The organism is Aminobacter ciceronei, from assembly GCF_014138625.1.
Classification (GTDB): domain Bacteria; phylum Pseudomonadota; class Alphaproteobacteria; order Rhizobiales; family Rhizobiaceae; genus Aminobacter; species Aminobacter ciceronei.
Genome location: NZ_JACJHY010000004.1, coordinates 128,077 through 152,762 on the forward strand (window position 1 = coordinate 128,077; position 24,686 = coordinate 152,762).

General features: G+C 64.1%; 25 protein-coding genes. 13 read left to right on the plus strand and 12 right to left on the minus strand.

Annotated features, from left to right (window positions below; all coding sequences use genetic code 11):
* Nucleotides 1-147 precede the first annotated feature (147 nt).
* The gene (locus tag HNQ95_RS06005) at nt 148-906 is read right to left on the minus strand and encodes a DeoR/GlpR family DNA-binding transcription regulator (RefSeq protein ID WP_182573666.1); all 759 of its coding nucleotides are present in this window, start codon (nt 904-906) and stop codon (nt 148-150) included.
* A gap of 122 nt (nt 907-1,028) precedes the next feature.
* Here HNQ95_RS06005 and HNQ95_RS06010 point away from each other — a divergent pair, with 122 nt between their 5' ends.
* Nucleotides 1,029-1,385 carry a DUF4406 domain-containing protein gene (locus tag HNQ95_RS06010; RefSeq protein WP_182573716.1) on the plus strand — a complete coding sequence of 119 codons (357 nt, stop codon included), beginning with the start codon at nt 1,029-1,031 and terminating at the stop codon, nt 1,383-1,385.
* Nucleotides 1,386-1,609: 224 nt separating this feature from the next.
* The gene (locus HNQ95_RS06015) at nt 1,610-3,007 is read left to right on the plus strand and encodes an MATE family efflux transporter (protein ID WP_182573665.1); all 1,398 of its coding nucleotides are present in this window, start codon (nt 1,610-1,612) and stop codon (nt 3,005-3,007) included.
* A gap of 196 nt (nt 3,008-3,203) precedes the next feature.
* Here the strand turns inward: HNQ95_RS06015 and HNQ95_RS06020 are convergent, their stop codons facing one another.
* Both HNQ95_RS06020 and HNQ95_RS06025 read right to left on the minus strand, forming a co-directional pair.
* Nucleotides 3,204-4,655: a patatin-like phospholipase family protein gene (locus tag HNQ95_RS06020; RefSeq protein ID WP_376769247.1), complete on the minus strand. Its 1,452-nt coding sequence runs from the start codon at nt 4,653-4,655 to the stop codon at nt 3,204-3,206.
* A 72-nt stretch (nt 4,656-4,727) separates the two neighbouring features.
* On the minus strand, nt 4,728-5,042 hold the full coding sequence (locus tag HNQ95_RS06025) for an EthD family reductase (protein WP_067966780.1): 315 nt from the start codon (nt 5,040-5,042) through the stop codon (nt 4,728-4,730).
* A 333-nt stretch (nt 5,043-5,375) separates the two neighbouring features.
* Between HNQ95_RS06025 and HNQ95_RS06030 the strand changes: the two genes are divergently transcribed.
* Nucleotides 5,376-5,555, plus strand: coding sequence for a CsbD family protein (locus tag HNQ95_RS06030; RefSeq protein WP_182573664.1), 180 nt, complete (start codon nt 5,376-5,378; stop codon nt 5,553-5,555).
* Nucleotides 5,556-5,746: 191 nt separating this feature from the next.
* On the opposite strand, the gene HNQ95_RS06035 is transcribed toward HNQ95_RS06030, so the two are convergent.
* Nucleotides 5,747-6,364 carry a TetR/AcrR family transcriptional regulator gene (locus HNQ95_RS06035; RefSeq protein WP_246340595.1) on the minus strand — a complete coding sequence of 206 codons (618 nt, stop codon included), beginning with the start codon at nt 6,362-6,364 and terminating at the stop codon, nt 5,747-5,749.
* 101 nt (nt 6,365-6,465) lie between these two features.
* Here HNQ95_RS06035 and HNQ95_RS06040 point away from each other — a divergent pair, with 101 nt between their 5' ends.
* The 4 genes from HNQ95_RS06040 to HNQ95_RS06055 all read left to right on the plus strand — a co-directional run bounded on the left by HNQ95_RS06040 (nt 6,466) and on the right by HNQ95_RS06055 (nt 9,894).
* The gene (locus HNQ95_RS06040; protein ID WP_312870913.1) at nt 6,466-7,224 is read left to right on the plus strand and encodes an NIPSNAP family protein; all 759 of its coding nucleotides are present in this window, start codon (nt 6,466-6,468) and stop codon (nt 7,222-7,224) included.
* Nucleotides 7,225-7,321: 97 nt separating this feature from the next.
* Nucleotides 7,322-8,719, plus strand: coding sequence for a class II fumarate hydratase (fumC, locus tag HNQ95_RS06045; RefSeq protein ID WP_067966785.1), 1,398 nt, complete (start codon nt 7,322-7,324; stop codon nt 8,717-8,719).
* A gap of 202 nt (nt 8,720-8,921) precedes the next feature.
* Nucleotides 8,922-9,347, plus strand: a complete 426-nt coding sequence (locus HNQ95_RS06050; protein ID WP_067963414.1) for a DoxX family protein — start codon at nt 8,922-8,924, stop codon at nt 9,345-9,347.
* A 133-nt stretch (nt 9,348-9,480) separates the two neighbouring features.
* The gene (locus tag HNQ95_RS06055) at nt 9,481-9,894 is read left to right on the plus strand and encodes a DoxX family protein (protein WP_182573663.1); all 414 of its coding nucleotides are present in this window, start codon (nt 9,481-9,483) and stop codon (nt 9,892-9,894) included.
* Nucleotides 9,895-9,902: 8 nt separating this feature from the next.
* On the opposite strand, the gene ppx is transcribed toward HNQ95_RS06055, so the two are convergent.
* Together ppx and HNQ95_RS06065 are read right to left on the minus strand one after the other, a co-directional pair.
* The gene (gene ppx / locus HNQ95_RS06060) at nt 9,903-11,438 is read right to left on the minus strand and encodes an exopolyphosphatase (protein ID WP_067963417.1); all 1,536 of its coding nucleotides are present in this window, start codon (nt 11,436-11,438) and stop codon (nt 9,903-9,905) included.
* The gene (locus tag HNQ95_RS06065; RefSeq protein ID WP_067963419.1) at nt 11,438-13,645 is read right to left on the minus strand and encodes an RNA degradosome polyphosphate kinase; all 2,208 of its coding nucleotides are present in this window, start codon (nt 13,643-13,645) and stop codon (nt 11,438-11,440) included. The genes ppx and HNQ95_RS06065 overlap by 1 nt, the downstream gene beginning before the upstream one ends.
* Before the next feature lie 154 nt (nt 13,646-13,799).
* On the opposite strand from HNQ95_RS06065, the gene HNQ95_RS06070 reads away from it, so the two are divergent.
* Nucleotides 13,800-14,048 carry a zinc-finger domain-containing protein gene (locus HNQ95_RS06070; RefSeq protein ID WP_154385476.1) on the plus strand — a complete coding sequence of 83 codons (249 nt, stop codon included), beginning with the start codon at nt 13,800-13,802 and terminating at the stop codon, nt 14,046-14,048.
* A gap of 15 nt (nt 14,049-14,063) precedes the next feature.
* Nucleotides 14,064-15,299 (plus strand): FAD-dependent monooxygenase, encoded by a 1,236-nt coding sequence (locus HNQ95_RS06075; RefSeq protein ID WP_182573662.1) that lies wholly within the window; start codon nt 14,064-14,066, stop codon nt 15,297-15,299.
* Here HNQ95_RS06075 and HNQ95_RS06080 read toward each other — a convergent pair.
* The 6 genes from HNQ95_RS06080 to HNQ95_RS34055 form a co-directional block, all read right to left on the minus strand.
* Nucleotides 15,242-15,955, minus strand: coding sequence for a TIGR02117 family protein (locus HNQ95_RS06080; RefSeq protein WP_182573661.1), 714 nt, complete (start codon nt 15,953-15,955; stop codon nt 15,242-15,244). The two genes, HNQ95_RS06075 and HNQ95_RS06080, sit on opposite strands and share 58 nt — an antisense overlap.
* A gap of 90 nt (nt 15,956-16,045) precedes the next feature.
* Nucleotides 16,046-16,849: an amino acid ABC transporter ATP-binding protein gene (locus HNQ95_RS06085; protein ID WP_067963432.1), complete on the minus strand. Its 804-nt coding sequence runs from the start codon at nt 16,847-16,849 to the stop codon at nt 16,046-16,048.
* Nucleotides 16,850-16,872: 23 nt separating this feature from the next.
* On the minus strand, nt 16,873-18,030 hold the full coding sequence (locus HNQ95_RS06090) for an amino acid ABC transporter permease (RefSeq protein WP_067963434.1): 1,158 nt from the start codon (nt 18,028-18,030) through the stop codon (nt 16,873-16,875).
* Nucleotides 18,031-18,040: 10 nt separating this feature from the next.
* On the minus strand, nt 18,041-19,231 hold the full coding sequence (locus HNQ95_RS06095) for an amino acid ABC transporter permease (RefSeq protein WP_067963437.1): 1,191 nt from the start codon (nt 19,229-19,231) through the stop codon (nt 18,041-18,043).
* 63 nt (nt 19,232-19,294) lie between these two features.
* A complete protein-coding gene (locus HNQ95_RS06100) occupies nt 19,295-20,323 on the minus strand; it encodes an amino acid ABC transporter substrate-binding protein (protein WP_067963441.1) in 1,029 nt (342 codons plus the stop codon).
* A 260-nt stretch (nt 20,324-20,583) separates the two neighbouring features.
* Nucleotides 20,584-21,411, minus strand: coding sequence for a phosphatase PAP2 family protein (locus HNQ95_RS34055; RefSeq protein WP_169808342.1), 828 nt, complete (start codon nt 21,409-21,411; stop codon nt 20,584-20,586).
* A gap of 52 nt (nt 21,412-21,463) precedes the next feature.
* On the opposite strand from HNQ95_RS34055, the gene HNQ95_RS06110 reads away from it, so the two are divergent.
* The 4 genes from HNQ95_RS06110 (at nt 21,464) to HNQ95_RS06125 (ending at nt 24,633) form a co-directional block, all read left to right on the plus strand.
* On the plus strand, nt 21,464-22,639 hold the full coding sequence (locus HNQ95_RS06110; protein ID WP_182573660.1) for a cystathionine beta-lyase: 1,176 nt from the start codon (nt 21,464-21,466) through the stop codon (nt 22,637-22,639).
* A 135-nt stretch (nt 22,640-22,774) separates the two neighbouring features.
* Nucleotides 22,775-23,305, plus strand: a complete 531-nt coding sequence (locus tag HNQ95_RS06115; protein ID WP_067963449.1) for a cupin domain-containing protein — start codon at nt 22,775-22,777, stop codon at nt 23,303-23,305.
* A gap of 313 nt (nt 23,306-23,618) precedes the next feature.
* Nucleotides 23,619-24,314 carry an outer membrane protein gene (locus HNQ95_RS06120; RefSeq protein ID WP_067963452.1) on the plus strand — a complete coding sequence of 232 codons (696 nt, stop codon included), beginning with the start codon at nt 23,619-23,621 and terminating at the stop codon, nt 24,312-24,314.
* 91 nt (nt 24,315-24,405) lie between these two features.
* Complete coding sequence (locus tag HNQ95_RS06125) at nt 24,406-24,633, plus strand: MBL fold metallo-hydrolase (protein ID WP_067963455.1); 228 nt, start codon at nt 24,406-24,408, stop codon at nt 24,631-24,633.
* Nucleotides 24,634-24,686 lie beyond the last annotated feature (53 nt).

Sequence of the window (24,686 nt, forward strand, 5' to 3'; positions counted from 1 at the left end):
TGCTCAAGCCCGCTTGCGGGCTTGAGTGGCGGCATGGACTTCTAAGAAGTCCAGCTTCCAGAAGCTTACGAAAGGGCGCCCTCGGGCGCCCTTTTTGCTTTTGAACCACCCTCGCCTGAGACTTCGGCCTATGCGGCGCTAGTTATCCTACCCCGCGCGCAGGATTGAAACGCCGCTGCCGGCAAACGCCGCGATGCGCTCTTCCGCCGCTTCACCCTCGACGATCAGCGTCGAAATCTCGCCGATGCCACCGATGCGGAACGGCGACACCGCGCCAAGCTTGTCGCTTGTCGCCAGCACTGCCGTCTCGGCCGACGCTGACATCAGCTGCCGCTTGATCGCCGCCTCTTCCATGTCGCCCGTCGTCAGCCCCTCGCCGGCATGAACGCCGGTGACGCCAAGGAAGAAAAGATCGGCGCGGATGCGCGCAATCGCTTCGGCCGCCAGCGCGCCTGTCGCCACCATCGAGTGACGGAAGAGTTTGCCGCCGATGATGACGACGTCGACATCAGGCCTGTCCTCCAGCGCCACGGCAATCGTCGGGCTGTGGGTGATGGCGGTGAATCGGGCCTGCGCCGGAAGGTGGCGGATGATCTCCAGATTGGAGGTGCCGCCGTCGAAGACGACAGTCATGCCGTCCCGGATCATCGCGGCACCGGCCTTGCCGAGCGCCGACTTGGCGTCCCGGGAGAGGCTGCGCCGCTCGGCGATCGGCACCGCCGTCGGCGACACCGGCATCGCCCCGCCATGAACTCGCAATAGCAGGCCTTCCGCCGCAAGCTCCCTGAGGTCGCGCCGGATGGTGTCTTCCGACAAAGCGAGTTCGTGGCTGAGCTGCTTGGCGACGACCTGCCCGTCCCGGGCGAGGCGATCGAGGATCAGACGTTTGCGTTGGCTGGTGAGCACTTCGAACGGCTCCGTCAATTCAATGATGCCACACGATATTGCACGATGATGCATGAGGCGATATTTATTTCGTGCAGATTCGTGCAATATCTGGAGATATCATGAACACCCCTGGAAAACCGCTGCTCATCCTGATCGCCGGCCCCTATCGCTCCGGCACCGGCGACGACCCGGTCAAGATGGCGGAGAATCTGAGCCGCCTCGAACGCGTCGCCGTTCCGCTGTTTCGCGCCGGCCACCTGCCGGTCATCGGCGAATGGGTGGCGCTGCCGCTCGGGCGGCAGGTCGGCTCGAAAGGCGCCGGCGACCCGCTCTATGACGAATTCGCCTATCCGGTCGCCGACCGGCTGCTGCACCATTGCGACGCCGTGCTGCGGCTGCCCGGCACTTCCAAGGGCGCCGACGAGGACGTGCGGCTCGCCCGCGAGCGTGGACTTCCGGTCTATTTCGAGCTGTCCGACGTGCCCGGCATGGCCTGAGGCAACCGCGCCGCGCCAGGCGCCCGTCCTGTCGGGGCGCGCCCGCCGCCGAGATTGACAGCCGCTGTCTGCGGGCCTAGTCAGCGCCCAGGGCATGAAGCGCCCGCCGCCCGCAGCGCAAGCACGGTAAAGCCTTCACTGTGTCAGTCGAAACCGACGCATCAGACCAATGGCAATGCGGGCCCCATTTGATCTCCGTTTGATGCGCTATCGGAGACGACGAGATGACTTCCCCCGACGCTCGAGGCGCGAATGCCTTTCTGCATGCCCCCTTGCCCGGCCTGTTCCTCAGGACGGCGGCACCGATCATCCTGATCATGGCCACCAACGGCCTGCTCGCCATCGTCGATGCCTATTTCCTCGGCGAATATGTCGGGCCGGACGCGCTCGCCGCCGTGACCCTGATGTTCCCGGCCTTCATGCTGCTTGTGGCGCTTTCGACGCTGGTGGCGAGCGGCATGGCGAGCCAGCTCGCCCGCCTGCTCGGCGCCGGCGAGCGCGACAAGGCGCGTGCGACCTTCCTCGATGCGCACGGCCTTGCCCTGCTCGTCTGCGCACTGGCGATCGCTGCCTTCCTGCTCGGCGGCAAGGAGCTGGCCTTGCGGCTTGCCAACGGGTCGCGACCGCTCGCCGAGATGGGCTACGGCTACATGTCCATCCTGATCTGGGGTGCGCCTGTGATGTTTGCGCTGTCGCTCAACGGCGACGGGCTGCGCTGCGAAGGCCGCCTCGGCGTCGTCGCCGCGGCCAACCTTTTGACCTCGGTCGGCAATGCCGGCCTGAACTACGTGCTCATCGTCGGCTTCGACTATGGGGTTTCAGGCTCGGCCCTTGGCACCGTGCTGGCCCAGGCGATGGCCGTTGGGTTCGTCGTCGTCTACCGGCTGCGCGCCGGCACGGTGCTGCAATACGCAGCTGTCCCGTCGATGCGCTGGACCGCCGCCTGGCGGCCATTGCTGTCGCTTGGGGCGCCGCAGAGCGTGAGCTTCATCGGCATCTCGCTGCTCGCCGCCACGGTCATCTATTCGACCCAGCTCTGGGAAGGCGAGGCCTATGCGGCAACCGTCGCCGCCTACGGCATCATCACCCGCATCATGACCTTTGCCTTCCTGCCGATGCTCGGGCTGAACATGGCGATGCAGACGATCGTCGGCAACAATTTCGGCGCCGGGCAATGGCAACGGTCGGATGCCGGGCTGAAGCTGGGGCTCTTGCTGGCGCTCGGCTATTGCGCGCTGTTCGAGGCGGCGATGCTGCTCAGCCATGGCAGCCTTGGCGCGCTCTTCGTCGACGATCCGGCGACACAGAGCGAGGTCGCCCGCATCCTGCCGATGACCGTTTCGCTCTACATGCTGGCCGGGCCCGTGATGATGTTGTCGGGTTATTTCCAGGCCATCGGCGATGCCCGCCGCGCTTTGCTGCTCAGCGTCGCGCGCACCTATCTGCTGGCCATCCCGCTGACCATCGGCCTGCCTCATCTGCTCGGCGAACGCGGCATCTGGCTGGCCTCACCCATCGCCGAGCTGCTGATGGTGCTGGTGGTCTCAGCGCTGCTGCTGCACGCAAGGGCACGGACCGGCTTCGCCTGGGGCCTGTTCCGGGCCAAAGCCGCCATGGCCTGAAACGGCGTCGAAAAAACTTCGGATTTTTTTCGAAACCGGTGGAACCTTTCTGCCGCCCGCGCATTGAGGTGATGTCGTCGGTACCTGAAGAAGCAATTCGGACGGAACATCGAACGACGAACAGGACGCCTCCAGCACTGTCACAGGTGCGGGAGGCGTTCTTTTTTGTGCCTGCGGCGGACCTCGGGGGCAGAGCTCAGTTCGCGCCGCCCGAGGCGACCTGCTGCTGGTCGAGCACGCCGGCGTGCCGACGGATGTCGGCGACGGCTTCCTGGAAGCTGTCATTGGCCCGAAGCGCTTCACGCCCTGCCGCAATCGTCAGGTCGACCTGTTCGACGGGCAGTTTCAGCCGCGTCGGCACGCGGTTCAGCTTTGCCTGGGCGGCAGCATCGAGGTCCTGGAATGACAGGTGCTCGACCACCAGCCTGATGTCGCGGCAGTTCCAGCCGGCAAGTGTTCCGCGATACCGCCTGACCGTTTCAGCCGGCAGGCTGCAGCGATAGCGGATCAGTTCGCCGCGCCACTCGCTCACGGCAAAGGTGAGCGCGTCGAGCTGGTCGCGAACGGCAGCCGAGAAGGTCGTGTTGGTCACCGCCTCGAGCAGGTCGCCGAGGCCCGGACCGTGGATGGTCTCGCCCCAGTCGACATCGTCCTCACGACCGGCATCGGCGACGATGAACAACAAGGTCCGCAGCTTGACGGCCGCCGCCGGCGACAGCGGACCATAGGGTGTGCCGGCCGACGAACGCTCGATGGTGAAGCCGGTGATGCCGAGATTGTCGGTCAGCCCGCCATCGAGCAGCTTCACATAGTCGAGCCGGTCGGCATGCTGGTAAGCCTTCAAGGCGCCGGCATAGGCCTTGAGCCGCACCGAGGCATCGGGATCGGCAAGCGCGCGGCTCAGCCACGCAGGCTGGCTGTACCCGCATTTCGGCATGATTGCCGACAGGACGACGGGTGCAAAGACCACGGGAACCGCAGCAGATGCTGCAACCGCATCGGACAGCCTGACCTTGTCGAGATCGCTGCACAGGGCAGCGAAGGTGTCATAGGTGAACAGGAACGGCGTGCGGTTGTAGATGTCGGAGGCGTTTATCCAGACGATCGGCGCATCCGGTCGCCTGAAATTGGCAAAAGTCGCGCCATTGAAAAGATTGTCCTCGAGCCATCTGGCCAGGCCGTTGCGGTCGTTGACGCCGCCATTGAGCGCCCGCGCCAGGTTGAGCGGCGAGAGCGTCGAGGTCCTGAGATAGGCTTCGGCGTCCTTGATCAGGAAGCGCTCGCGGAAATCGCGATAGTCGTCCCGTCCCCTGTAGCCGAAATAGGACGCCGCCACCGCCCCGCCCGACGCGCCTGAAATCATGCGGATGTCGTCGACGAGGCTGCGCGTCGCCGGATGCTCGTCGATGATGGTGTCGTCGAGTTCGCGCAACACGCCATAGGCGAAGGCCGCAGCCCGCGTGCCGCCGCCGGAAAAACTCAGGCCCACCACCGTCGAGCCGTCATCGCCCATGTCGGGAATGAATTCGGGCGAGGCCTGGCCGACATGCGCGGTCAGCGTGTTGATCGGACCGACGTCGCTGGCGACGCAGCCGGCTGCCGACACTCCCGCCACCACGGCCCAGGCCGCGCGCATTGCCAACCGCATCCCCACCTCCGATGCCCGACAAGATCCGGCTGAGCCTAGCTCACCGTTTCACAAAGCGCATCCAGATTTGCCCTAGCCTTCAACGACTTCGCTGATCTGCACGATGGGGGCGATGTCGGTATAGTTGGCGACATCAGCGGCGATCTCGGCGCGGTGGGGAGCCAATGCTTCCTGGAAGGTCGCCAGGTCAGGCGAGTAGACGTGGCATGCTGCGACGAACTCCGGCGCGCTTCCGGCTTCGCGACCCGCAAGGCCCTTGTCGATCTCGTAGCGCAGGCAGGCATCGCCGAGCCGTTCCTGGAGCAGTGGCATATGACGGGTGCGGTAGTAGTCGTGATCGAAGGTCGAACCGCCATCGGCGCTATAGTAGACACTCATCTTGATCATCGTCATGCTCCTGCCTGAACGCCTCTCCGAGCGTTCGCCGGGCCTTTCTAGCTCGCCGACTGGTGACGCGCATCCCGATTTGGTTGAGCCAGTTTGGCGAGAGCATGGTGGCTGTGCTCTTCGAAGCGGTGGCCACGGCACGGAAGTTCCTGAGTTTGCCGAGCACGCAGTCGACGATGTTGCGGCACCGACAGAAGCAGGCGCTGAACGGCGGGCGGCGATTGCGGCTGGCCCATCAGCACCTCCCGTCACGACCAGAACCCTGCAACCGGGCGCCGGAACCGTAACGCATGCCGAACGTTGTGCTGCGCCACCCACCACAGGAGATGCGACATGGTGAACAAGGATCAGGTCAAGGGCGTTGCCAAGCAGGTCGCCGGTTCGGTCAAGGAAGCCGCCGGCAAGGCCACCGGCAACAAGACGACCCAGGCCAAGGGCACGGCCGAAAAGATCGCCGGCAAGGTGCAGAAGGTCTATGGCGACACCAAGGAAAAGATCAAAAAGGCGCTCTGACCGTCAGCGAACGCCAATCGCGCAATCCCAGCCATGGGCCCAGCCATGGGCCCAGCCACGGGCCAAGGCACGGACCTAGCCACGGGCATCCGGCAACTGTTGTCCCAGCCACGGCTATTCCAATGGAGGCGGCGCCATGCGCCGCCTTTTTGCTGCGGCTACGGCGCCGGCTGACATGAGGTGCCGCCTGGTCAGCCGTCTCGCCCCATCGGTTCGAAACCGGCCGCACAGGACCGCAGCACAGCTGCATGTTGTGCGGTCTTGGCCATCGACATGGCGCCGGAATATGTCGCGACTGCCAGGGCAGCGAAGCGATCCGGATCCGTCTGCCGATCTTCGACCCCGCTGTGCTGGTCAGCCCTGATCTTGTCGGCAATGGCCGCCTGCCAATCGGCAAAAATCCGCGCCAGTGCGGCGCGAAACTCCGGATCGGCGAGCGACAATTCATGCGCAAGGTTGTTGAGCGGGCAGCCGCGCACGAAACCCTGGCGCTCCAGTTGATCGGCGACGCCGGCAAAAACCTGTCGCACGCCCTGACGCGCCGAAAGCGCGCCCTCGACCGGCCGGATCCAGGTTTCCGCCACCGCCGCCGCCACCCTTTCGTTGATCACAGCCAGGCCAAGCGCCTTCTTGGTTGGAAAATGATGATGCAGCGCCCCGCCGGTCACACTGGCCGCCTGCATCAGGTCGCCGAGGCTCGTGGCGTGATAGCCCTGTGCCTGAAACTTCTCCTCGGCAACGTCCAGAAGCTTCTGGCGCATGCCTTCTGGGTCGTTGGTGCGGGTCCTTCGATCTGTCGGTTTTGCCATGCGCTGCTCCAGGATTGAGGATGCCGCAAAATACCAGTTTGACAAAACCGGGCAACCGGTCTTTTATTAAAACAGGTCAACCGGTTTGTTATTGAGAGGGAATGATGTCCGAACACCTGACCGTGCCGCCCCGGGCGGCCGCCGAACTCTGCTCGCCTGTTGTCGAACTCAGGCAATACACATTGCATCAGGGCCAACGCGACGTGCTGATCGACATTTTCGACAGCCATCTTGTCGAGAGCCAGGAAGCGTGCGGTATGAAAATCATCGGCCAGTTCCGCGACCTCGACCGATCAGATCATTTCGTCTGGTTGCGTGGCTTCGACGACATGGCTGCCCGAAAGGCGGCGCTCGAAGCCTTTTACGGCGGACCGGTCTGGGCTGCCCACAAGGATGCGGCCAACAAGACCATGATCGATTCCGACGACGTGCTTTTGCTGCGCCCAGTCGGCGGCGGTTTCGATCTTTCGGGCAAGGCGCGCGGCATGGCTGGCCAGGTGCAGCCGGGCGCGATGATCGTTGCAACGATGTTCCACCTCCGCCCCGCAGCCGAAGCCGAATTCCTCGCGCTGTTCGAAAGCGACGTCGTTCCGCTGCTTGCCCGCCTCGGCGCGCCGCTGCTTGCGACATTCATCACCGAACATGCCGAAAACAGCTTTCCGCGCCTGCCGGTGCGCAGCGACGTCAACGTCTTCATCGCCTTTTCCGCGTTCGAAAACGCCGAGGCGCATGGCCGTCATCAGACCGCACTTTCAGCCGAGCCGTCATGGGTCGAAGGGGTCCTGCCCCGTCTTTACGGCCAGCTCGGACAACCGATCGAGCGGCTTCGCCTGATGCCGACCTCGCGCTCACTGCTTTGAACCGATTAGGATTTCGGCACGCCCCAATCTCCGCTTGAAGCTGTGTGTGCAACGCGATAGGCCGATGCCCGCAACGAGATTTTTCGGAGACCTGATCGTGACAGCCCAGAAGACCAGAACCGAGACAGACACCTTCGGACCGATCGAGGTCGCCTCCGACCGCTATTGGGGTGCGCAGGCGCAGCGCTCGCTGGGCAATTTCAAGATCGGCTGGGAAAAGCAGCCGCTGTCGGTGGTGCGGGCGCTCGGCATCGTCAAGCGCGCCGCCGCCGAAGCCAACATGGCGCTCGGCCGCCTCGACCCCAAGATCGGCAACACCGTGGTTGCCGCCGCCCAGGAAGTCATCGACGGCAAGCTCAACGACCACTTCCCGCTTGTCGTCTGGCAGACCGGCTCAGGCACGCAGTCGAACATGAACGCCAATGAGGTGATCTCCAACCGCGCCATCGAGATGCTGGGCGGCGAGATGGGCTCGAAGAAGCCCGTTCATCCCAACGACCACGTCAATATGAGCCAGTCGTCGAACGACACCTATCCGACGGCCATGCACATCGCCTGCGCCGAGCGCATCGTCCACGACCTGCTGCCGGCGCTGAAGCACCTGCATGCCGCCCTCGACAAGAAGGCGCGCGAATTCGACCACATCATCAAGATCGGCCGCACCCACACCCAGGACGCCACGCCGCTGACGCTCGGCCAGGAATTCGGCGGTTATGCCGCCCAGGTCGCCTCGTCGATCAAGCGCATCGAGCTGACCCTGCCCGGCCTGCAGGAACTGGCCCAGGGCGGCACCGCCGTCGGCACCGGCCTCAACGCGCCGGTCGGCTTCGCCGAAAAGGTTGCCGAAAGCATTGCCGCCATCACCGGCATCGCCTTTGTCACCGCGCCGAACAAGTTCGAGGCGCTTGCCGCCCACGATTCGATGGTCTTCTCGCACGGCGCCATCAATGCGGCGGCCGCTGCCCTGTTCAAGATCGCCAACGACATCCGTTTCCTCGGCTCGGGCCCGCGCTCGGGCCTCGGCGAGCTGGCGCTGCCGGAAAACGAGCCGGGCTCGTCGATCATGCCGGGCAAGGTCAACCCGACCCAGTGCGAGGCGCTGACCCAGGTCTGCGTCCAGGTGTTCGGCAACAATGCCGCGCTGACCTTCGCCGGCAGCCAGGGCCATTTCGAGCTCAACGTCTACAATCCCGTCATGGCCTACAACTTCCTGCAGTCGGTGCAGTTGATGGCTGACGCGGCAATCTCGTTTACCGACAATTGCGTCGTCGGCATCGAGGCGCGCGAGGACAACATCAAGGCAGCGCTCGACCGCTCGCTGATGCTGGTCACCGCACTGGCGCCGACCATCGGCTACGACAACGCCGCCAAGATCGCCAAGACCGCGCACAAGAACGGCACCACGCTGCGCGACGAAGCGCTGGCGACCGGGCTGGTCAGCGCCGAGGACTATGACCGCATCGTCCGCCCCGAGGACATGACCCGTCCGGGCTGATTTCGGCCCGGGGTCGATCCCCTTGAAACGGCGCGGCAGTCACCTGCCGCGCCGTTTCTTTATGTGCAGCGCAGATCGTTCGGCCGACGGCTTCGAGCAATTCATTCTAACTGTGAACGATCTGTCGACACATCCGCACCTTTAGTGAACAGTCGAGATCGACTAGGTGTTGGCCATCGAATTTCAACGGAGCCCCAAGCCCATGTCCAACGCTTCCATTGCCACCGCAAAGTCCGGCCTCAGCACCAACGCCTCGGCCCTCACCCTTGCCGGCCGCGTGCTTTTGTCGATCATCTTCATCCTCGCCGGCTTTGCCAAGCTGACCGCCATTTCAGGCACCGCTGGCTGGTTCGCCAGCATCGGCCTGCCGCTGCCGACCGTCACCACCGTCGTCGTCGGCCTGGTCGAAGTGGTTGGCGGCATCGCCATCCTGGTCGGCTTCCAGACCCGCATCGCCGCGATCGTGCTCGGCCTGTTCACGTTGGCTGCCACCGCGGTTGCCCATCTCGACTTCGCCGACCAGGTCCAGGTGATGTTCCTGCAGAAGAACCTCGCCATTGCAGGCGGCCTGTTCGTGCTCGCCGCCTTCGGCGCCGGCGCCCTGTCGATCGACGGCCGCCGCCGCTAAGCTGCAGAAATTCCTCCCAAGAAATGGCCCGGGCTCGTCCCGGGCTTTTTTGTGCCCTGGCCCTGACGCCGGTTCGAGACGGTGATGACATCGAAAGTGAGCCGGTGCATCCTGCGGCTGCGAGGACACCTCCATGCTGAACAGCCTGCTTCTTCTTGTCGCCAGAATTCTGATCGCCGCGCTGTTCGTGCCGGCGGGCATCGGCACGCTGTCCAACATCTCGGGCACCGCAGGCTATTTCGCCGGGCTCGGCTTTCCCTTGCCGACGCTCGTCGCATTGGGCGTCGGGCTGTTCGAGCTGGTCGGCGGCCTGCTGGTGCTTACAGGTTTCCAGTCCCGCGTGGTGCCCGTCCTGCTCGCCGCCTTCGCGCTCGCTGCCGGCTTCATCGGCCATTACGGCCAGGGCGGCGACGACGCCGCCATGGCCTTCATGCACCAGCAGGCGCTGATGAAGGACATCGCTACCGCGGGCGGCTTGCTGGCGCTGTCAGTGGCGGGTGCCGGCGCGCTGTCGCTCGACCGGCTGCTCGCCCGCCAGCCTGTTTGACGGCGATGCTATTTGACTGAGATGCTGGGGCCGTCCTCGACCGCCAGCACCAGCTTGCGGCCGGTGACCTTGGCAAGCTGGGCCAAACGTCCCGCCGGCCGCTCGCCATAGAGCTGGCCGAACTCCGACGGGATCACCAGCGCCAACACGCCATTGCCCCTGTCTTCCCAGCGCAGCTTCGGCATCACCCCCGGCATCGAGGCCGAGAGCAGATAAACCACACGCATCATCGCGCCGAGGATGCGGGCGCGCTCGAGATAACGCGGCGTCGCCAGTTCCTTGAGCTCAGGCGCAAAACTGTCGTTGAAGACACCGTCATGGCGGAACAGATTGGCCAGCGCCAGGAAGGCACGGCCGGGATGATCGACGCCGATGAACGAGGCATGCGCGATGATGTTGAGCGACTGGCGGCCGCGATATTCCGGGTGCGCCCGCCAGCCGATGTCGGCGAGAAGGCAGGCGGCGTGACGGTAACGCGCCTCCTCTTCGGTTTCCTCGATGCCGAAGGCGGCGAAGGACTGTTTGGTCCACTCGGTCAGTTCATGGGCATGGCGCACCGAACGCGCCCGCAGCACGGCCAGCTCCTCGGCCGCCGAGATCAGCGGATCGGCGCGCTGTTCCTGCTCTTCGAGCAACGAGAACAGAAAACCCTCGCGCACGCCGAGCGCCGAGACCACGATCTTCTCCGGCTTCATCGCCGTGATGATCTCCTGCAGCACCAGCGCGCCATAAGGCAAAAGCGACCGGCGGTTCTTGGAGACGCCTTCGATGCCCTTGATCTTCTCGACCTCGCCGCGCGCCACCTGGCGCAGGAACGGCACCAGGGTCACCGGGTCCATCTGGTAGTGATGCATCACCTCCAGCGGATAATTCGAGGTGTTCATGTGCAGCCGGGCGAGGTTTCGCCAGGTGCCGCCGACGGCATAGAATGTCCTGCCCTGCCCGCCCTTGAGCAATTTGGCGCGGGCGAGTTCGGCATGCGCGATCTTGGCGGCCGTTACAGGCGAGCCCTTGGCCATGTCCTGCAGCCTGAGGCCGCCCAATGGCAAGGTGATGCCGTCGCCGATGGCTTCGCCCCTGACGTCGACAAGCTCGAGGCTGCCGCCGCCAAGGTCGCCAGCGATGCCGTCGGCGGGATGGAAGCCCGAGATGACGCCGAGCGCCGAATAATAGGCTTCCTCGCGGCCTGTCAGCACCTGGATCTTGGTGCCCAGCACGTCCTCGGCACGCTGGATGAAGTCGGGGCCGTTGATCGCCTCGCGTGCGGCGGCGGTGGCCAGCACATACATCCTTTCCGCGCCGGCCTGCTCGGACAGCGCACGAAAGCGCCGGAACTCCTCCATCGAGCGGGTCACGCCCTCGGGGTCGAGCTTGCCGGTGGAGACGATGCCGCGGCCGAGGCCGGCGAGCATCTTTTCGTTGAACAGAAGGGTCGGCGAGCGTGCCAACCCTTCATAGACGACGAGACGTATGGAGTTCGAGCCGATATCGATGATCGACAGCGGTCGGCGGTCCTTGAGCCGGCCCTGCGAAAGCTGCGCCATCAGCCGGCCGCCGCCTCCGCCTTCTTGCGACGCTTGAACTGGGCAATGCGTTTGGGCGCGTGAGACTTCAGCGCGTCACCCCGTCCGGAGAGGCTCGGATTGGTCATGAAATATTCCTGCGCATTGAACGGCTCTTCGCCCTCGTCGAGCGTTATCCGCCGCGAGGTTCCATCCGCCAATACTTCGAAACTTTGCTGGTTGTCCATGATATTTCCCAGCATGACCTGGCCCAGCACCTGCTCGTGCACGGTCGAATGTTTGGCGATCGGCACCATGGTTTCGACGCGCCGGTCGAGGTTGCGCGGCATCAGGTCGGCCGAGCTGATATAGACGATCGCCTCGTCCGACGGCAGGCCGTGGCCATTGCCGAAACAATAGATGCGGCTGTGCTCGAGGAAACGGCCGACGATCGACTTGACGCGGATATTCTCCGACAGGCCGGGAACCTGCGGCCTGAGGCAGCAGATGCCGCGCACCACCAGGTCGATCTCGACGCCGCTGCGGCTGGCGTCATAAAGCGCGTCGATGACGTCGGGATCGACGAGCGAATTCATCTTCATCCAGATCTGCGCCGGCCGGCCGGCGCGGGCATGTTCGACCTCGTCGGCGATGTGCTTGAGGATGCGGCTGCGCAGCGTGTAGGGCGACAGTGCGATGCACATCTCGTCGGCCGGCTCGGCATAACCGGTGATGAAGTTGAAGATATGCGCCACATCACGCGCGATCGCCGAATCGGTGGTGAAGAAGGACAGGTCGGTGTAGATGCGCGCGGTGATCGGGTGGTAGTTGCCGGTGCCGAGATGGACGTAGTTGCGCAGGCGGCCGTCCTCGCGGCGCACCACCAGCGACATCTTGGAGTGGGTCTTGAGTTCGAGGAAACCGAACACCACCTGCACGCCGGCACGCTCGAGATCGCGGGCCCAGCGGATATTGGCCTCCTCGTCGAAACGCGCCTTGAGCTCGACGAGTGCGGTCACCGACTTGCCGGCCTCGGCGGCGTCGACAAGGGCGCGCACGATCGGGCTGTCGTTGGAGGTGCGGTAAAGCGTCTGCTTGATCGCCACCACTTCCGGATCGATCGCCGCCTGGCGCAGGAACTGCACCACCACGTCGAACGATTCATAAGGATGGTGGACGACAAAATCCTTCTCGCGGATCGCCGCGAAACAGTCGCCGCGATGGTCGCGGATGCGCTCGGGGAAACGCGGATTGAAGGGCGGGAACTTCAGGTCGTCGCGGGCGATCGAGACGATCTCCGAGATCTGGTTGATCGCCAGCGGCCCGCTCAGCACGCTGACGCGGTTCGAGGCGACACCCAGTTCGCTGGCAACGAACTCGCGCAGCTCGGCCGGCATCAGGCTGTCGAATTCGACGCGGATCACCGAGCCGCGGCGGCGGCGCTTGAGTGCCGTCTCGAACAGCCGGACAAGATCCTCGGACTCTTCCTCGACCTCGATATCGCTGTCGCGGATGATCTGGAAGGTGCCCGAGCCCTTGACCTCATAGCCGGGGAACAGCTTGCCGATGAACAGGTTGACCGTTTCCTCGATCGGGATGAAACGCACCGAGCGCTTGCGGTCGGGCAAGCGGATGTAGCGCTTGAGCGCCACCGGCAGGCGCAGCAGCGCCGTCATTTCCTCGCCGCTCTTGCGATGGCGCAGTTGCAGGGCGATCGAGAAGCCGAGATTGGGGATGAAGGGGAACGGGTGCGCCGGGTCGATCGACAAAGGCGTCAGCACCGGGAAGACCTGCTCCATGAAATGATCTTCGAGCCACTTGCGCTCTTCCTTGGTAAGATCCGCCGAGGCGATGGTCTCGATGCCTTCGAGCTTGAGCAGCTCGAGCAGGCTGGCGAGGCTTTTCTGCTGGTCTTCCTGCAGCCGCTCGACCTCGTGCAGCAGCTGGTCGAGTTGCTGTTCCGGCGTGCGGCCGTCGGCGCTGCGGATGGTGATGCCTTCGCGCACCTGCCCGGCGAGACCGGCGACGCGGACCATGAAGAACTCGTCGAGATTGCCGGCCGAGATCGACAGGAAGCGGACGCGTTCGAGCAGTGGATGGTTGGGGTTCTGCGACTGCTCGAGCACCCGCCTGTTGAACTGCAGCCAGGAAAACTCGCGGTTGACGAAGCGGTCCGGATTGCCGTCGATCGCGCCGGTCGGCGACTTGTCGTTGACGAAATCGGTATGGACCGGTTTCAGCTGATTCATTTGGACAACCCTTCCCCACTGCCGCGTTCCGCCGCTTATCCGGCTCAACTTATCCTCTGACAGGCAATTGCGACAGTTTCATTTCAGCATCTTGCAAAGCCGCCGCTTATGATACAAACGCTCTGCAATAAGGGTCCTCAGAAGGGAAAATACCATGGCCGGTGGCTCCATCCCCCACTTCCAGAACGACGCTGGACATGCCGTGATCGAGATCGGCGTCAAGGAGTTCATGTGCGTGGGCGCCAAGGCTCCGTTCGACCATCCGCATGTGTTCCTCGACATGGGCGCCGATTCCGAGAAGGTCTGCCCCTACTGCTCGACGCTGTACCGCTACTCCGCCAAGCTGAAGGCCACCGAGACCCTGCCGGCGGGCAGCCTCTACGCCATCGATCGCGCCGCCTGAGGCCCAGGCACGATCATGCGGTCGCCGCCGGTCGTCATTGCAGGCGCCGGCATCGCGGGGCTGACCGCCGCCCTTGCCTTTGCCCGGCACGGCGTCCGTGTCCACGTCCATGAACGTTCGCCGGTGCTCGAAGAAGTCGGCGCCGGTCTCCAGCTTTCTCCCAACGCCACCCGCATTCTCGACCGCCTCGGCGTGCTCGATCTGGTCAGCAGGTCTGCCGTGCGGCCCGAGGCGGTGGTGCTGCGCTGCGCGGCAAGCCTTGTCGAGCGCGGCCGCGTGCCGCTGGGTGCTGCGGCCGAACGCCGCTGGAAAGCGCCTTACCTCGTTGCCCACCGCGCCGATCTGCAGTCGGCGCTGCTCAGCCGCGTCAGCGAAAGCCTGCTGATCTCGGTCGCCACCGGATCGACGGTCGACACGGTCGAGCCCAGGGCGGACGGCCTCAGCATCTCGATCACCCAGGACGGCATCACGTCACAGCAAGAGGCCGGCCTGTTCGTTGCCGCCGACGGCGTCTGGTCGGCCAGCCGGCGCCTTGTCGGCCCGCATGAAAAGAGCCGGTTCTCGGGCGAGCTGGCCTGGCGCACGACGATCCCGGTCGACAGCGAGCTGGGCCGGCAGTTCGCCGGAGTGACATCGCTGACGACTGTCACGACCTTCCTGCATCCGGGCTTCCACCTCGTCGCCTATCCGGTCCGCGCCGGCCATGCGGTCAATCTTGTCGCCTTCACCCCCGGCACGGCAATTTCCGAGCAATGGTCCGGTGAAACCGATGCCGGCGCCTTGGCCCGCGCCATGCAGGGCACGGCCCCGGCACTCTCCCGGCTTGTCGAGGAGGCCGGGCCGTGGACGGTGTGGCCGCTGCACACTGTCGATGCCTCCCGTCCCTGGACCTCGGCATCCGGCATCGTGCTGATCGGCGATGCGGCGCATGCCATGACGCCCTTTGCCGCCCAGGGTGCCGCCATGGCGATCGAGGATGCCTGGACGCTGGCCGACGCCGTGCTCGCCGCCCAGAACAAGGCGGATGCGCTGCAACAGTGGGAAGCGGTGCGCAAGGCGCGTGTCGCCAGGGTGGCGCGGCGCGGCGCGCTCAACCATTTCGCCTGGCATGCGAGCGGGCCGGTGGCGCTCGCCCGCAACCTGTTCCTCAGGTTCAAGTCGCCGGCGAGCCTCGCCGCCGACATGGACTGGCTTTATGGCTGGACGCCGCCGGGCTGGTCGCCGCCTAGATCATCCGACGACCGGTTGTAGAGGCCGAGCGAAAAATTCAAGGTCGCCGGCAGCGGGTTCCACCAGCCTGTCGTCAAGCCGGCTTCCCGGAGTGCCGCCGCCGTCCAGGTGTTGCAGCCGGCGAGTGCGTTGAACTTGCCATGGGCATCGAAGAAGCCGTCATATTCGCCATAGGCTACCCCGAAAATGCGCTGAACGGCCCCTTCGTCGCGCACGAAACTGCGCTCGATGAAGTCGAGCATGGCGGCAAAACCCGCCTCGCCGAGCTCGAAACGCTGGACGGCGGGCTGAGGCAGGTCGACGTCGCCGGCGAGATCGACATGCATGACCGAATTGTCGAGGGTCAGCGCCGCAAACACCGGTCCGGGCTTCAGCTCCGACCAGGTCGGCGTGCCGATGTAGAAGGCCTTGCTGCCCCAGCCGAACACCAGGTAACGCGCCGCCGGCAGGTCGGCCTGGATGCCGGCGTCGAGCAGGAAGCCGAATTTCTGCAGCACGGCATCGTCGATCGGCACGGCGATGTCGGTGTGGATCGGGTTGGTGAAGACGAGGATATGGCGGGGACTTGCCCCGTCCGGAGCACCGCCGAACAGCGGCCGTGGTACGAGCGTACCCAACGCGAACGCCGCCACGGCGACAAGCACGATAGCGCCCAGCAGACGTAGAATTCTTCTCACCCGCCGCCGTCCCCGCTTCCGCAGCACTTGTTGCAACAAAAAAGCCCGGCCGAAATACGACCGGGCTTTCTGATTTCCGGAATCCGATTCCTAGTGCAGGATCTGGCTCAGGAACAGCTTGGTGCGCTCATGGCGCGGATGGTCGAAGAACTCAGCTGGCGTGTTCTCTTCGACGATCTGGCCCTGATCCATGAAGATGACGCGGTTGGCGACCTTGCGGGCGAAGCCCATTTCGTGGGTCACGCACAGCATGGTCATGCCCTCTTCGGCGAGGCCGACCATGGTCTCCAGCACCTCCTTGATCATTTCCGGATCGAGCGCCGAGGTCGGCTCGTCGAACAGCATGATGCGCGGGTTCATGCACAGCGAGCGGGCGATCGCCACACGCTGCTGCTGGCCGCCCGACAGCTGGCCCGGATATTTGTTGGCCTGCTCCGGGATCTTGACGCGACGCAGGAAGTGCATCGCCTGCTCCTCGGCCTGCTTCTTCGGCGTCTTGCGCACCCAGATCGGCGCCAGCGTGCAGTTCTCCAGGATGGTCAGATGCGGGAACAGGTTGAAGTGCTGGAACACCATGCCGACTTCGCGGCGGACCTCGTCGATCTTCTTGAGATCGTTGGTCAGCTCCTTGCCGTCGACGATGATCTTGCCCTTCTGGTGCTCTTCCAGACGGTTGATGCAGCGGATCATTGTCGACTTGCCCGAGCCGGACGGACCGCAGATGACGATGCGCTCGCCGCGCATCACCTTGAGGTTGATGTCCTTGAGCACGTTGAACTCGCCATACCACTTGTGCATGCCGACGATGTCGATGGCGACGTCGGTATCGGAGATGTGCATCTTTGCCCCATCGACCTTGATGTCGTCGGCGCTGACTGCGTTTTCTATGGCCATGGGCCGTTCCCTTTTGTTGTTCGTTATCGCTTGTGCCCGGTGTCGAGGCGATGCTCCATATAAATGGAATATCGCGACATTCCAAAGCAGAACATCCAGAACACCAGCGCCGCAAAGACGAGCCCTGACGCCGGGGTCTGGGGCGACGCCCAGGCCGGATCCGAAAAATTCTGCCTGACGACGCCGAGCAGGTCGAACATCGAGATGATGTAGACCAGGCTGGTGTCCTTGAACAGGCCGATGAAGGTGTTGACGATGCCCGGGATGACCAGCTTCAGCGCCTGCGGCAGGATGATCAGTCCGGTCTTCTGCCAATAGCTGAGGCCGAGCGAATCGGCCCCTTCATACTGGCCCTTGGGGATCGCCTGCAGGCCGCCGCGCACCACCTCCGCCATATAGGCCGAGGCGAACAGCGACACACCGATCAGCGCCCGCAGGAACTTGTCGAAGCTGACGCCGGCCGGCAGGAACAGGGGCAGCATGACGCTGGCCATGAACAGCACCGTGATCAGCGGCACGCCGCGCACAGTCTCAATGAAGATGACGCTGAGCATCTTGACGACAGGCATCTTCGAGCGCCGTCCGAGCGCCAGGAGGATGCCGAGCGGCAGCGACACGACGATGCCGACATAAGACAGGGTCAGCGTCACCAGCAGGCCGCCCCAGAGCGGGGTCTCGACATGCGGCAGGCCGAAGAACCCACCGATCAGCAGGAAGGCCGCGACGATCGGAAACACCACCAGGAACAGGAATGCGTTCAGCCCCTTGCGCGGCACCCGGGGGATCAGCAGCGGCACCAGAAGCGCCACGAACATGATCGCCACCAGAATGACGCGCCAGCGCTCCTCGATCGGATAGCGGCCGAACATGAACTGGCCGAACTTGGCGTTGACGAAGGCCCAGCAGGCGCCGGACCAGCCTTCCGGCTGGATGCCGCCCTGGGCGACGGTCGAGCAGAAGGTCCGGTCGGTGCCGGTCCATTGCGCCTGGACCAGCGCCCAGTCGACCAATGGCGGCAGGATCATGATCACGATGATCATGCCGATGATGGTCAGCACCGAATCGAACGGGTTGGCGAACAGGTTCTTGCGAATCCAGGCCACCGGCCCGCGCTCGCGAAGCGGCGCTGGTTGCGGCAGCGCCATTTCGGTGCGGACGTAATGAAGGTCGTTTTGCGACATGTCCGCCTCCTTACCTTTCCACCAATGCCATCTTGGCATTGAACCAGTTCATGAAGGCCGAGGTGATCAGGCTGAGGCCGAGATAGACGACCATCCAGATGACCACGATCTCGATCGCCTGTCCGGTCTGGTTGAGCACCGTTCCGCCGACGGCGACCAGATCCGGATAGCCGATGGCGATCGCCAGCGACGAGTTCTTGGTCAGGTTGAGAAACTGGCTGGTCAGCGGCGGGATGACGATGCGCATCGCCTGCGGCACCACCACCAGCCTGAGCGCCTGGCCGGAGCGCAGGCCGAGCGCCGAGGACGCTTCGGTCTGGCCCTTGTTGACGCCGCGAATGCCGGCACGCACGATCTCGGCGATGAAGGCTGCGGTGTAGAACGACAGCGCCAGATAGAGCGACAGGAACTCGGGCTTGATCTGCAGGCCGCCGGTCAGGTTGAAGGTCGACTTCTGCGGCAAGTCGAAGCTGACGGGAAAGCCGGTGGCGACAAGCGCCAGAAGCGGCAGGCCGACGATCAGGGCCAGCGAGGTCCAGAACACCGGGAATGTCGCGCCCGTTGCCATCTGCCGCTGCCTTGCCTGCCGGGCGACGAACCACGACATGGCGATGCCGAGCAACAGGGCCACGCCGATCAGCCACGCGCCTTCGCCCCAGACCGCCTTGGGGAAATAGAAGCCACGGCTGTTGAGATAGGAGCCGAAGGGCAGCTCGATGCTCTCCTTCGGCAAGGGCAGCACGGAAAGCACGCCGAAATACCAGAAGAAGATGACCAGGAGCGGCGGGATGTTGCGGAACAGCTCGACATAGACCGTGCAGATCTTGCGGATCAGCCAGTTGTTGGACAGCCGTCCGATGCCGATCAGGAAGCCGAGAATCGACGCCGTGACAATGCCGGCGCCGGCCACGACCACGGTGTTGATCAGGCCGACGAGCAAGGCGCGCTTGTAGGTCGAATCGGAATCGAACTGGATCAGCGTGTCGCTGACGTCGAAACCGGCGCGGCCGTTGAGAAAGGCGAAACCCGAGGCGATGTTGGCGCGCTTGAGGTTTTCGATCGTGTTGCCGATGATCCAGTAGACGAAGGCGGTGAGCGCAACGACCACCAGGATCTGGAAGAAGATGCCGCGCACCTTCGGGTCGTAGAGCAGCGACGCGCGGCCGCCCCCTACGTCTTGGGGAATGTCCTGCGTAGCCATCGGAAGTCCCTTCAAAAGAGGAGCCGGAAGGCGGCAGCGCCGCCCTCCGGGTGAGACTTCGGATCAGCGGATCGGCGGTGCGTACTGCAGGCCGCCCTTGGTCCAGAGCGCATTGATGCCGCGGGCGATCTTCAGCGGGCTGCCCTGGCCGACATTGCGTTCGAAGACTTCGCCGTAGTTGCCCACTGATTTGACGATGTTGACGACCCAGTCGTTGCCGAGGCCGAGATCGGTGCCGATCTTGGTGTCGGCTTCGGTGCCGAGCACGCGCTTGACCTCGGGGTTACCCGACGCCTTCATCTCTTCGACATTGGCCTGGGTGATGCCGAGTTCCTCGGCGGTCAGCAGCGCGAAATAGGTCCACTTGACGATGTGATACCACTTGTCGTCGCCCTGGCGCACGGCAGGTCCGAGCGGCTCCTTGGAGATGATCTCCGGCAGCACGACGTGATCGTCCGGCGCGCCCAGCGTCAGGCGGATGCCGTAGAGGCCCGACTGGTCGGTGGTGTAGACGTCGCAACGGCCGGCGTCATAAGCGGCGTTGACCTCTTCGAGCTTCTCGAAGACGACCGGGTTGTACTCCATCTTGTTCGCCTTGAAGTAGTCGGCGAGATTGAGTTCGGTCGTCGTACCGGTCTGCACGCAGACGGCGGCGCCCGAAAGCTGCAGCGCGGAATTGACGCCCGGCAGCTTCTTGGCGTTGATCATGAAGCCCTGGCCGTCGAAATAGGTGACGCCGACGAAGTTGAGACCAAGTGCGGTGTCGCGATTGATGGTCCAGGTGGTGTTGCGCGACAGCAGGTCGATTTCACCCGACTGCAACGCGGTGAAACGCTCCTTGGCGGAGAGCGGCGTGAACTTGACCTTGGTGCCGTCACCGAACACTGCAGCGGCCACTGCGCGGCAGAAATCGGCGTCCAGACCCTGCCAGTCGCCCTTGTCGTTCGGCGCCGAGAAACCGGCCAGGCCGGTGCTGACGCCGCATTGCAGGAAGCCCTTTGCCTTGACGTCCTCAAGGGTGCCGGCAGATGCGGCCGTCGCCACCATGCCGAGCGTGGCTGCCCCGAGAATGCCTGAAATGATGTACTTCATGACCCACGAACCCTTCTGTTTTTTACAGGCTTTTTTTGCCTGCCTTTTTGAATTGTGAACTCAGCATCCCCTACCCGGCCCAAATCCGGATTGCGCGTCCTGTCCGGCGCACATTGCTGCAGTCCGGTTCACGGATGCATCGAAGGCGATAATTCTTGTGAGGTCAAGCAATAAAGGCCCGCTGCCGCCGGCTGCGCCTTTAGTATTAGAAATCAGCGGCAATGATTGCTGCGGCCGGTGTCCGCTTCACTTCGAAGACGTCAGCGGACGGCGCGTTTTCGTCTGCCAAAACCGACAGCCGCCGGCAGCAGCTTTCCCGCCACCAGCCTGAAGCCGACCCGCCGCACGGCGAAGAATCGGGCGGCGACGATGGTCACGATCAGGCCGAACAGGAAGCCGGCGGTGATGTCGGAGGGATAATGCGCCGCCGCCGGAATCCTGAGCGCCGACAGCGCCAGACCGACGATGCCGATCGCCAGCCAGTGACGCGGAAACCAGATCATCAGGATCGCCGCCACGGTGCCGATTGTCGTGGCATGGCCGGAGGGAAAGCTCGAGGAATAACGCGTCACCACGAAGGGGTCGAAATGATAGGCGCCATATTCGCCATAGAAGGCCGGCCGGGCGCGGCCGAAGAACAGCTTGACGATGTTGACGGCAATGCCTGTGAAGGCAACCATGCCGAAGACGAAGGCGGCCTGGCCGAACAGCGTCACCAGCCGCGCCTTCACGCCGTGACCGACGCCGCGCCAGTCGGCGGCGGCGGTGGCGAGATAGACCAGCAAGGCGGGCACGAGATACCATTCCGACTTGCCGATATCGCTCAGCCAGGCGAGCCAGGCGGTGAAGCCGTTTCGGTTGCTGAGCATGAAGTTCATCACCTTCGAATCGATGGTGAACAGAAGCGCGACGCAAACGGCGCCGCAGAAAAGCAGCAAGGTCAGCCCGCGCGACCACACCGGCTGCGGCGCGCCAACGGGGCGGCGGCGGATGCGGCGCGAGGAAAACGCCACCGTCTCCCAAAGACGCCCGGCAAAACCCTTGGGCCAGATCTGGCCCAGCCGAACGGGCGCCTGCGGCGGTTGCACGGCTCGGGGCGTCGCTTTATGGCTGGCGTCTTCACTGAAAGGGTGCGGATTCATGACTCGTGACAATGGCAGGATCAAAGGCGTCAACACGCGGCTGACGCATTCCGGGCACGATCCACACGGCTTTCATGGCTTTGTCAATCCGCCGGTCGTGCACGCCTCGACGGTTCTGTTCCCCAACGCTGCGACGATGGCCGGGCGTGCTCAAAAATACACATATGGCACGCGCGGAACGCCGACCAGCGACGCGCTGTGCCACGCCATCGACGAGCTCGAAGGCTCGGCCGGCACCATCGCCGTGCCCTCTGGGCTGGCCGCGGTGACGATCCCCCTGCTCGGCTTCCTGTCGTCGGGCGACCACATACTGATCACCGATTCCGTCTACTTTCCGACCCGCCATTTCGCCGACACCATGCTCAGGCGCCTCGGCGTCGAGGTCGATTACTACGATCCGCATGTCGGCGCAGGCATCGCCGCTCTGATCAAGCCGAACACCAAGGTGGTGTTCACCGAATCTCCTGCGTCCAACACCTTCGAGATCCAGGACATTCCGGCGATCTCCAAGGCAGCGCATGAAGCGGGTGCCATCGTCATGATGGACAACACCTGGGCGACGCCGCTCTATTTCAAGGCGCTCGACTTCGGCGTCGACGTCACCATCCATGCGGCGACCAAATATCCGGCCGGCCATTCGGACGTCTTGAGCGGCACGGTGTCGGCCAATGCCGCCTGCTGGCCGAAGCTGCACGAGGCCTATGTCACGCTCGGCTGCTGTGCCGGCCCGGACGATGTCTACCAGGTGCTGCGCGGCCTGCGCACCATGGGCGTGCGGCTCGCCCATCACCAGAAGAGCACGCTCGAGATCGCGCGCTGGCTCGAAGGCAAGCAAGGTGTCGCCCGCGTGCTGCATCCGGGCCTCGAAAGCCACCCCGACCACAAGCTGTTCAAGCGCGACTTCTCCGGCTCGAGCGGCATCTTCTCGGTGGTGCTTGCGGGCGGCGGCACTGACAAAGCGCATGCCTTCCTCGACGCGCTCGAGATCTTCGGCCTCGGCTATTCCTGGGGCGGCTATGAAAGCCTCGCCGTACAGGTCAGCCTCGCCGACCGCAAAATCGCCAACGGTCCTTATGAAGGCCCGATCATCCGGCTGCAGATCGGCCTCGAAGACGTCGCCGACCTGAAAGAAGACATCGCTGCCGGCCTGGCAGCGGCAAACGCCGTGGGGTGAGACCGGCGGCGGCCGGGCGCAGCTGCACCCGAAAGCTGACCGTGATACCTCTTCCTGCGCACGCGAACCAACAGGCAGCGTCGCCATCACGACGTTCGCCCTTATGAATGTGGCACGTTCATCGGGAGTATCGAGATGACAACCTCAGGCCGCCCTGCCGAAATCGCCCACTGGAGCGAGGTCGAAAAGCCCGACGGCGAGACCTTCATCGGCACCTCGGAGCTGCGCGGGCTCGGCGCGCCGCTCGCCCAGCATTTCGGCCTCGAACGCCTCGGCATCCACCATGTCCGCCTGCCGCCGGGCCGGCGCACCTCGTTTCCGCATGCCGAAAGCCTGGAGGAAGAATTCGTCCATGTCATCGAGGGCGAGCCCGACGTCTGGCTCGACGGCACCCTGCACCGCCTCAAGCCGGGCGATTCCGTCGGCTTCCCCGCCGGCACCGGGCTGGCGCACAGCTTCCTCAACAACACCGACGCCGAAGTGCGCCTGCTGGTGGTCGGCGAAACCAACAAGGACGAGAACCGGATCATCTATCCGGTCAATCTCGAGCGCAAGGCGATCCGCGAGGACTGGTGGCACGACGCGCCGAAGCGGCCGCTCGGCGACCATGACGGCCTGCCGGACCGGGTGCGTGCTGAGCGGGACACCGGCGAAAGCCGCGATTAGCCCAGGACCAGCTGTCGTCGGATGCCAGCAACGGGCTGGCCGGCGCAGGCGCGTCCACGGCTCAGCGGGCGCGCAAGACCAATGTCGGGCCGCCGATGCTGCCCGATGCTGGCCGGCCTTTCGCCGCCATTCCTCCCAAACGCAGGAAAAGCCACCTGCCTCCAGGCAGCGGGGGCGTTTTGAACGTTCCGATGGGACGCCACGGCGGAAGATCAGCCGTCTTGTCTTGCGTTGCCGCCCGTGATAGTCGCAAAAATGCATCGCGAACGCTGCCCCGTTCGCTCAACTTGAGCTTTAGTCGGGGCTATCAGAGATGGACCACAGTTCCACCTTTCGCCAAAACATCAGAAAACGACTGGTCGTACTGCTCTTGGGCGCGGCTTTGCTTGTCACCAACGAAACAGCCGATGCTGGCCAGAACGGCTCCGCGGTTGACTGGTCGGGCGTCTATATGGGCGGCATGGTCGGATACGGAACCGGTGATACGAGCGCATTCGATGGCGTACACTCCGATGACATCGGCTACTCGGGAGCCATCGGCGGCCTAACAGTTGGCTACAACAAGCAATTCGGCAACTTGGTCGTTGGCGTCGAGGGTGACGTTTCGGGGGCGCGCATGTCGGGTAAAGGCGACGGCGGCGACGACTGGGGCTGCGGTGTTGAGGATATCTGCACGTTCCGGGTCGATTGGGCAGCGACACTGCGCGCTCGTCTGGGGTATGCGGTCGGTCCAGTCCTGCCATTTGTTTCAGCCGGTGTCGCCATCGGTCGCGTCAGTGGTGAACTTGATGGCGGGTGTCCTGGCGACGTTTGGTGCGGCAGCGATACCAAGACCGGCTGGACCGCAGGCGGCGGCCTTGAGTGGGCTTTCAACGACAAATGGTCAGCCAAGGCCGAGCACTTGTTCGTCGATCTTGGAAGAGCCCGTTTTGGCGAAGGCAACGGCGATGGTTTCCTGGCCGACTTCAAGTTCCATACCGCGCGGCTGGGCGTCAATTATCACTTCTGATCGCCGTTCGACGACAACAAGTTGACGGCACCGGAAGGCTGCTCCCGTAAAGGCTGGAGCTAGCCCACAATGCTGCGCCGGCAAGTTTGCCATGAGGGAGGGTGATGGCTCTGCCATGCTGGATGGCGGCAAGAGCCACTTTCACTATGGCAAGGATGAGGCTTGCTACTATCCGCCAACAACGATCGACCGCGTCCTGCGTGAAGGAGACGTAATTCGCCTGGGCGAAATTGCAGTCACAGCCTTGAATATGGGCGGACACACGCGGGGCAACACGACATTTGTGTTGGATGTCGTCGAAGACGCCAAGTCCCCGTGAAAAGCGATCTCCGTTCAACGCTCGGTTTCGATCTTGCCGACCACGCCACGTGG

Bases quoted from the DNA above. Each gene is read 5' to 3' on its own strand.
- HNQ95_RS06015 (WP_182573665.1), top strand. From the start codon at position 1,610: ATGACTTCCCCCGACGCTCGAGGCGCGAATGCCTTTCTGCATGCCCCC.
- HNQ95_RS06020 (WP_376769247.1), bottom strand. From the start codon at position 4,655: ATGCGGTTGGCAATGCGCGCGGCCTGGGCCGTGGTGGCGGGAGTGTCG.
- HNQ95_RS06025 (WP_067966780.1), bottom strand. From the start codon at position 5,042: ATGATCAAGATGAGTGTCTACTATAGCGCCGATGGCGGTTCGACCTTC.
- HNQ95_RS06030 (WP_182573664.1), top strand. From the start codon at position 5,376: ATGGTGAACAAGGATCAGGTCAAGGGCGTTGCCAAGCAGGTCGCCGGT.
- HNQ95_RS06035 (WP_246340595.1), bottom strand. From the start codon at position 6,364: ATGGCAAAACCGACAGATCGAAGGACCCGCACCAACGACCCAGAAGGC.
- HNQ95_RS06040 (WP_312870913.1), top strand. From the start codon at position 6,466: ATGATGTCCGAACACCTGACCGTGCCGCCCCGGGCGGCCGCCGAACTC.
- HNQ95_RS06050 (WP_067963414.1), top strand. From the start codon at position 8,922: ATGTCCAACGCTTCCATTGCCACCGCAAAGTCCGGCCTCAGCACCAAC.
- HNQ95_RS06055 (WP_182573663.1), top strand. From the start codon at position 9,481: ATGCTGAACAGCCTGCTTCTTCTTGTCGCCAGAATTCTGATCGCCGCG.
- ppx (WP_067963417.1), bottom strand. From the start codon at position 11,438: ATGGCGCAGCTTTCGCAGGGCCGGCTCAAGGACCGCCGACCGCTGTCG.
- HNQ95_RS06065 (WP_067963419.1), bottom strand. From the start codon at position 13,645: ATGAATCAGCTGAAACCGGTCCATACCGATTTCGTCAACGACAAGTCG.
- HNQ95_RS06070 (WP_154385476.1), top strand. From the start codon at position 13,800: ATGGCCGGTGGCTCCATCCCCCACTTCCAGAACGACGCTGGACATGCC.
- HNQ95_RS06075 (WP_182573662.1), top strand. From the start codon at position 14,064: ATGCGGTCGCCGCCGGTCGTCATTGCAGGCGCCGGCATCGCGGGGCTG.
- HNQ95_RS06085 (WP_067963432.1), bottom strand. From the start codon at position 16,849: ATGGCCATAGAAAACGCAGTCAGCGCCGACGACATCAAGGTCGATGGG.
- HNQ95_RS06090 (WP_067963434.1), bottom strand. From the start codon at position 18,030: ATGTCGCAAAACGACCTTCATTACGTCCGCACCGAAATGGCGCTGCCG.
- HNQ95_RS06095 (WP_067963437.1), bottom strand. From the start codon at position 19,231: ATGGCTACGCAGGACATTCCCCAAGACGTAGGGGGCGGCCGCGCGTCG.
- HNQ95_RS06100 (WP_067963441.1), bottom strand. From the start codon at position 20,323: ATGAAGTACATCATTTCAGGCATTCTCGGGGCAGCCACGCTCGGCATG.
- HNQ95_RS06110 (WP_182573660.1), top strand. From the start codon at position 21,464: ATGACTCGTGACAATGGCAGGATCAAAGGCGTCAACACGCGGCTGACG.
- HNQ95_RS06115 (WP_067963449.1), top strand. From the start codon at position 22,775: ATGACAACCTCAGGCCGCCCTGCCGAAATCGCCCACTGGAGCGAGGTC.
- HNQ95_RS06120 (WP_067963452.1), top strand. From the start codon at position 23,619: ATGGACCACAGTTCCACCTTTCGCCAAAACATCAGAAAACGACTGGTC.
- HNQ95_RS06125 (WP_067963455.1), top strand. From the start codon at position 24,406: ATGAGGGAGGGTGATGGCTCTGCCATGCTGGATGGCGGCAAGAGCCAC.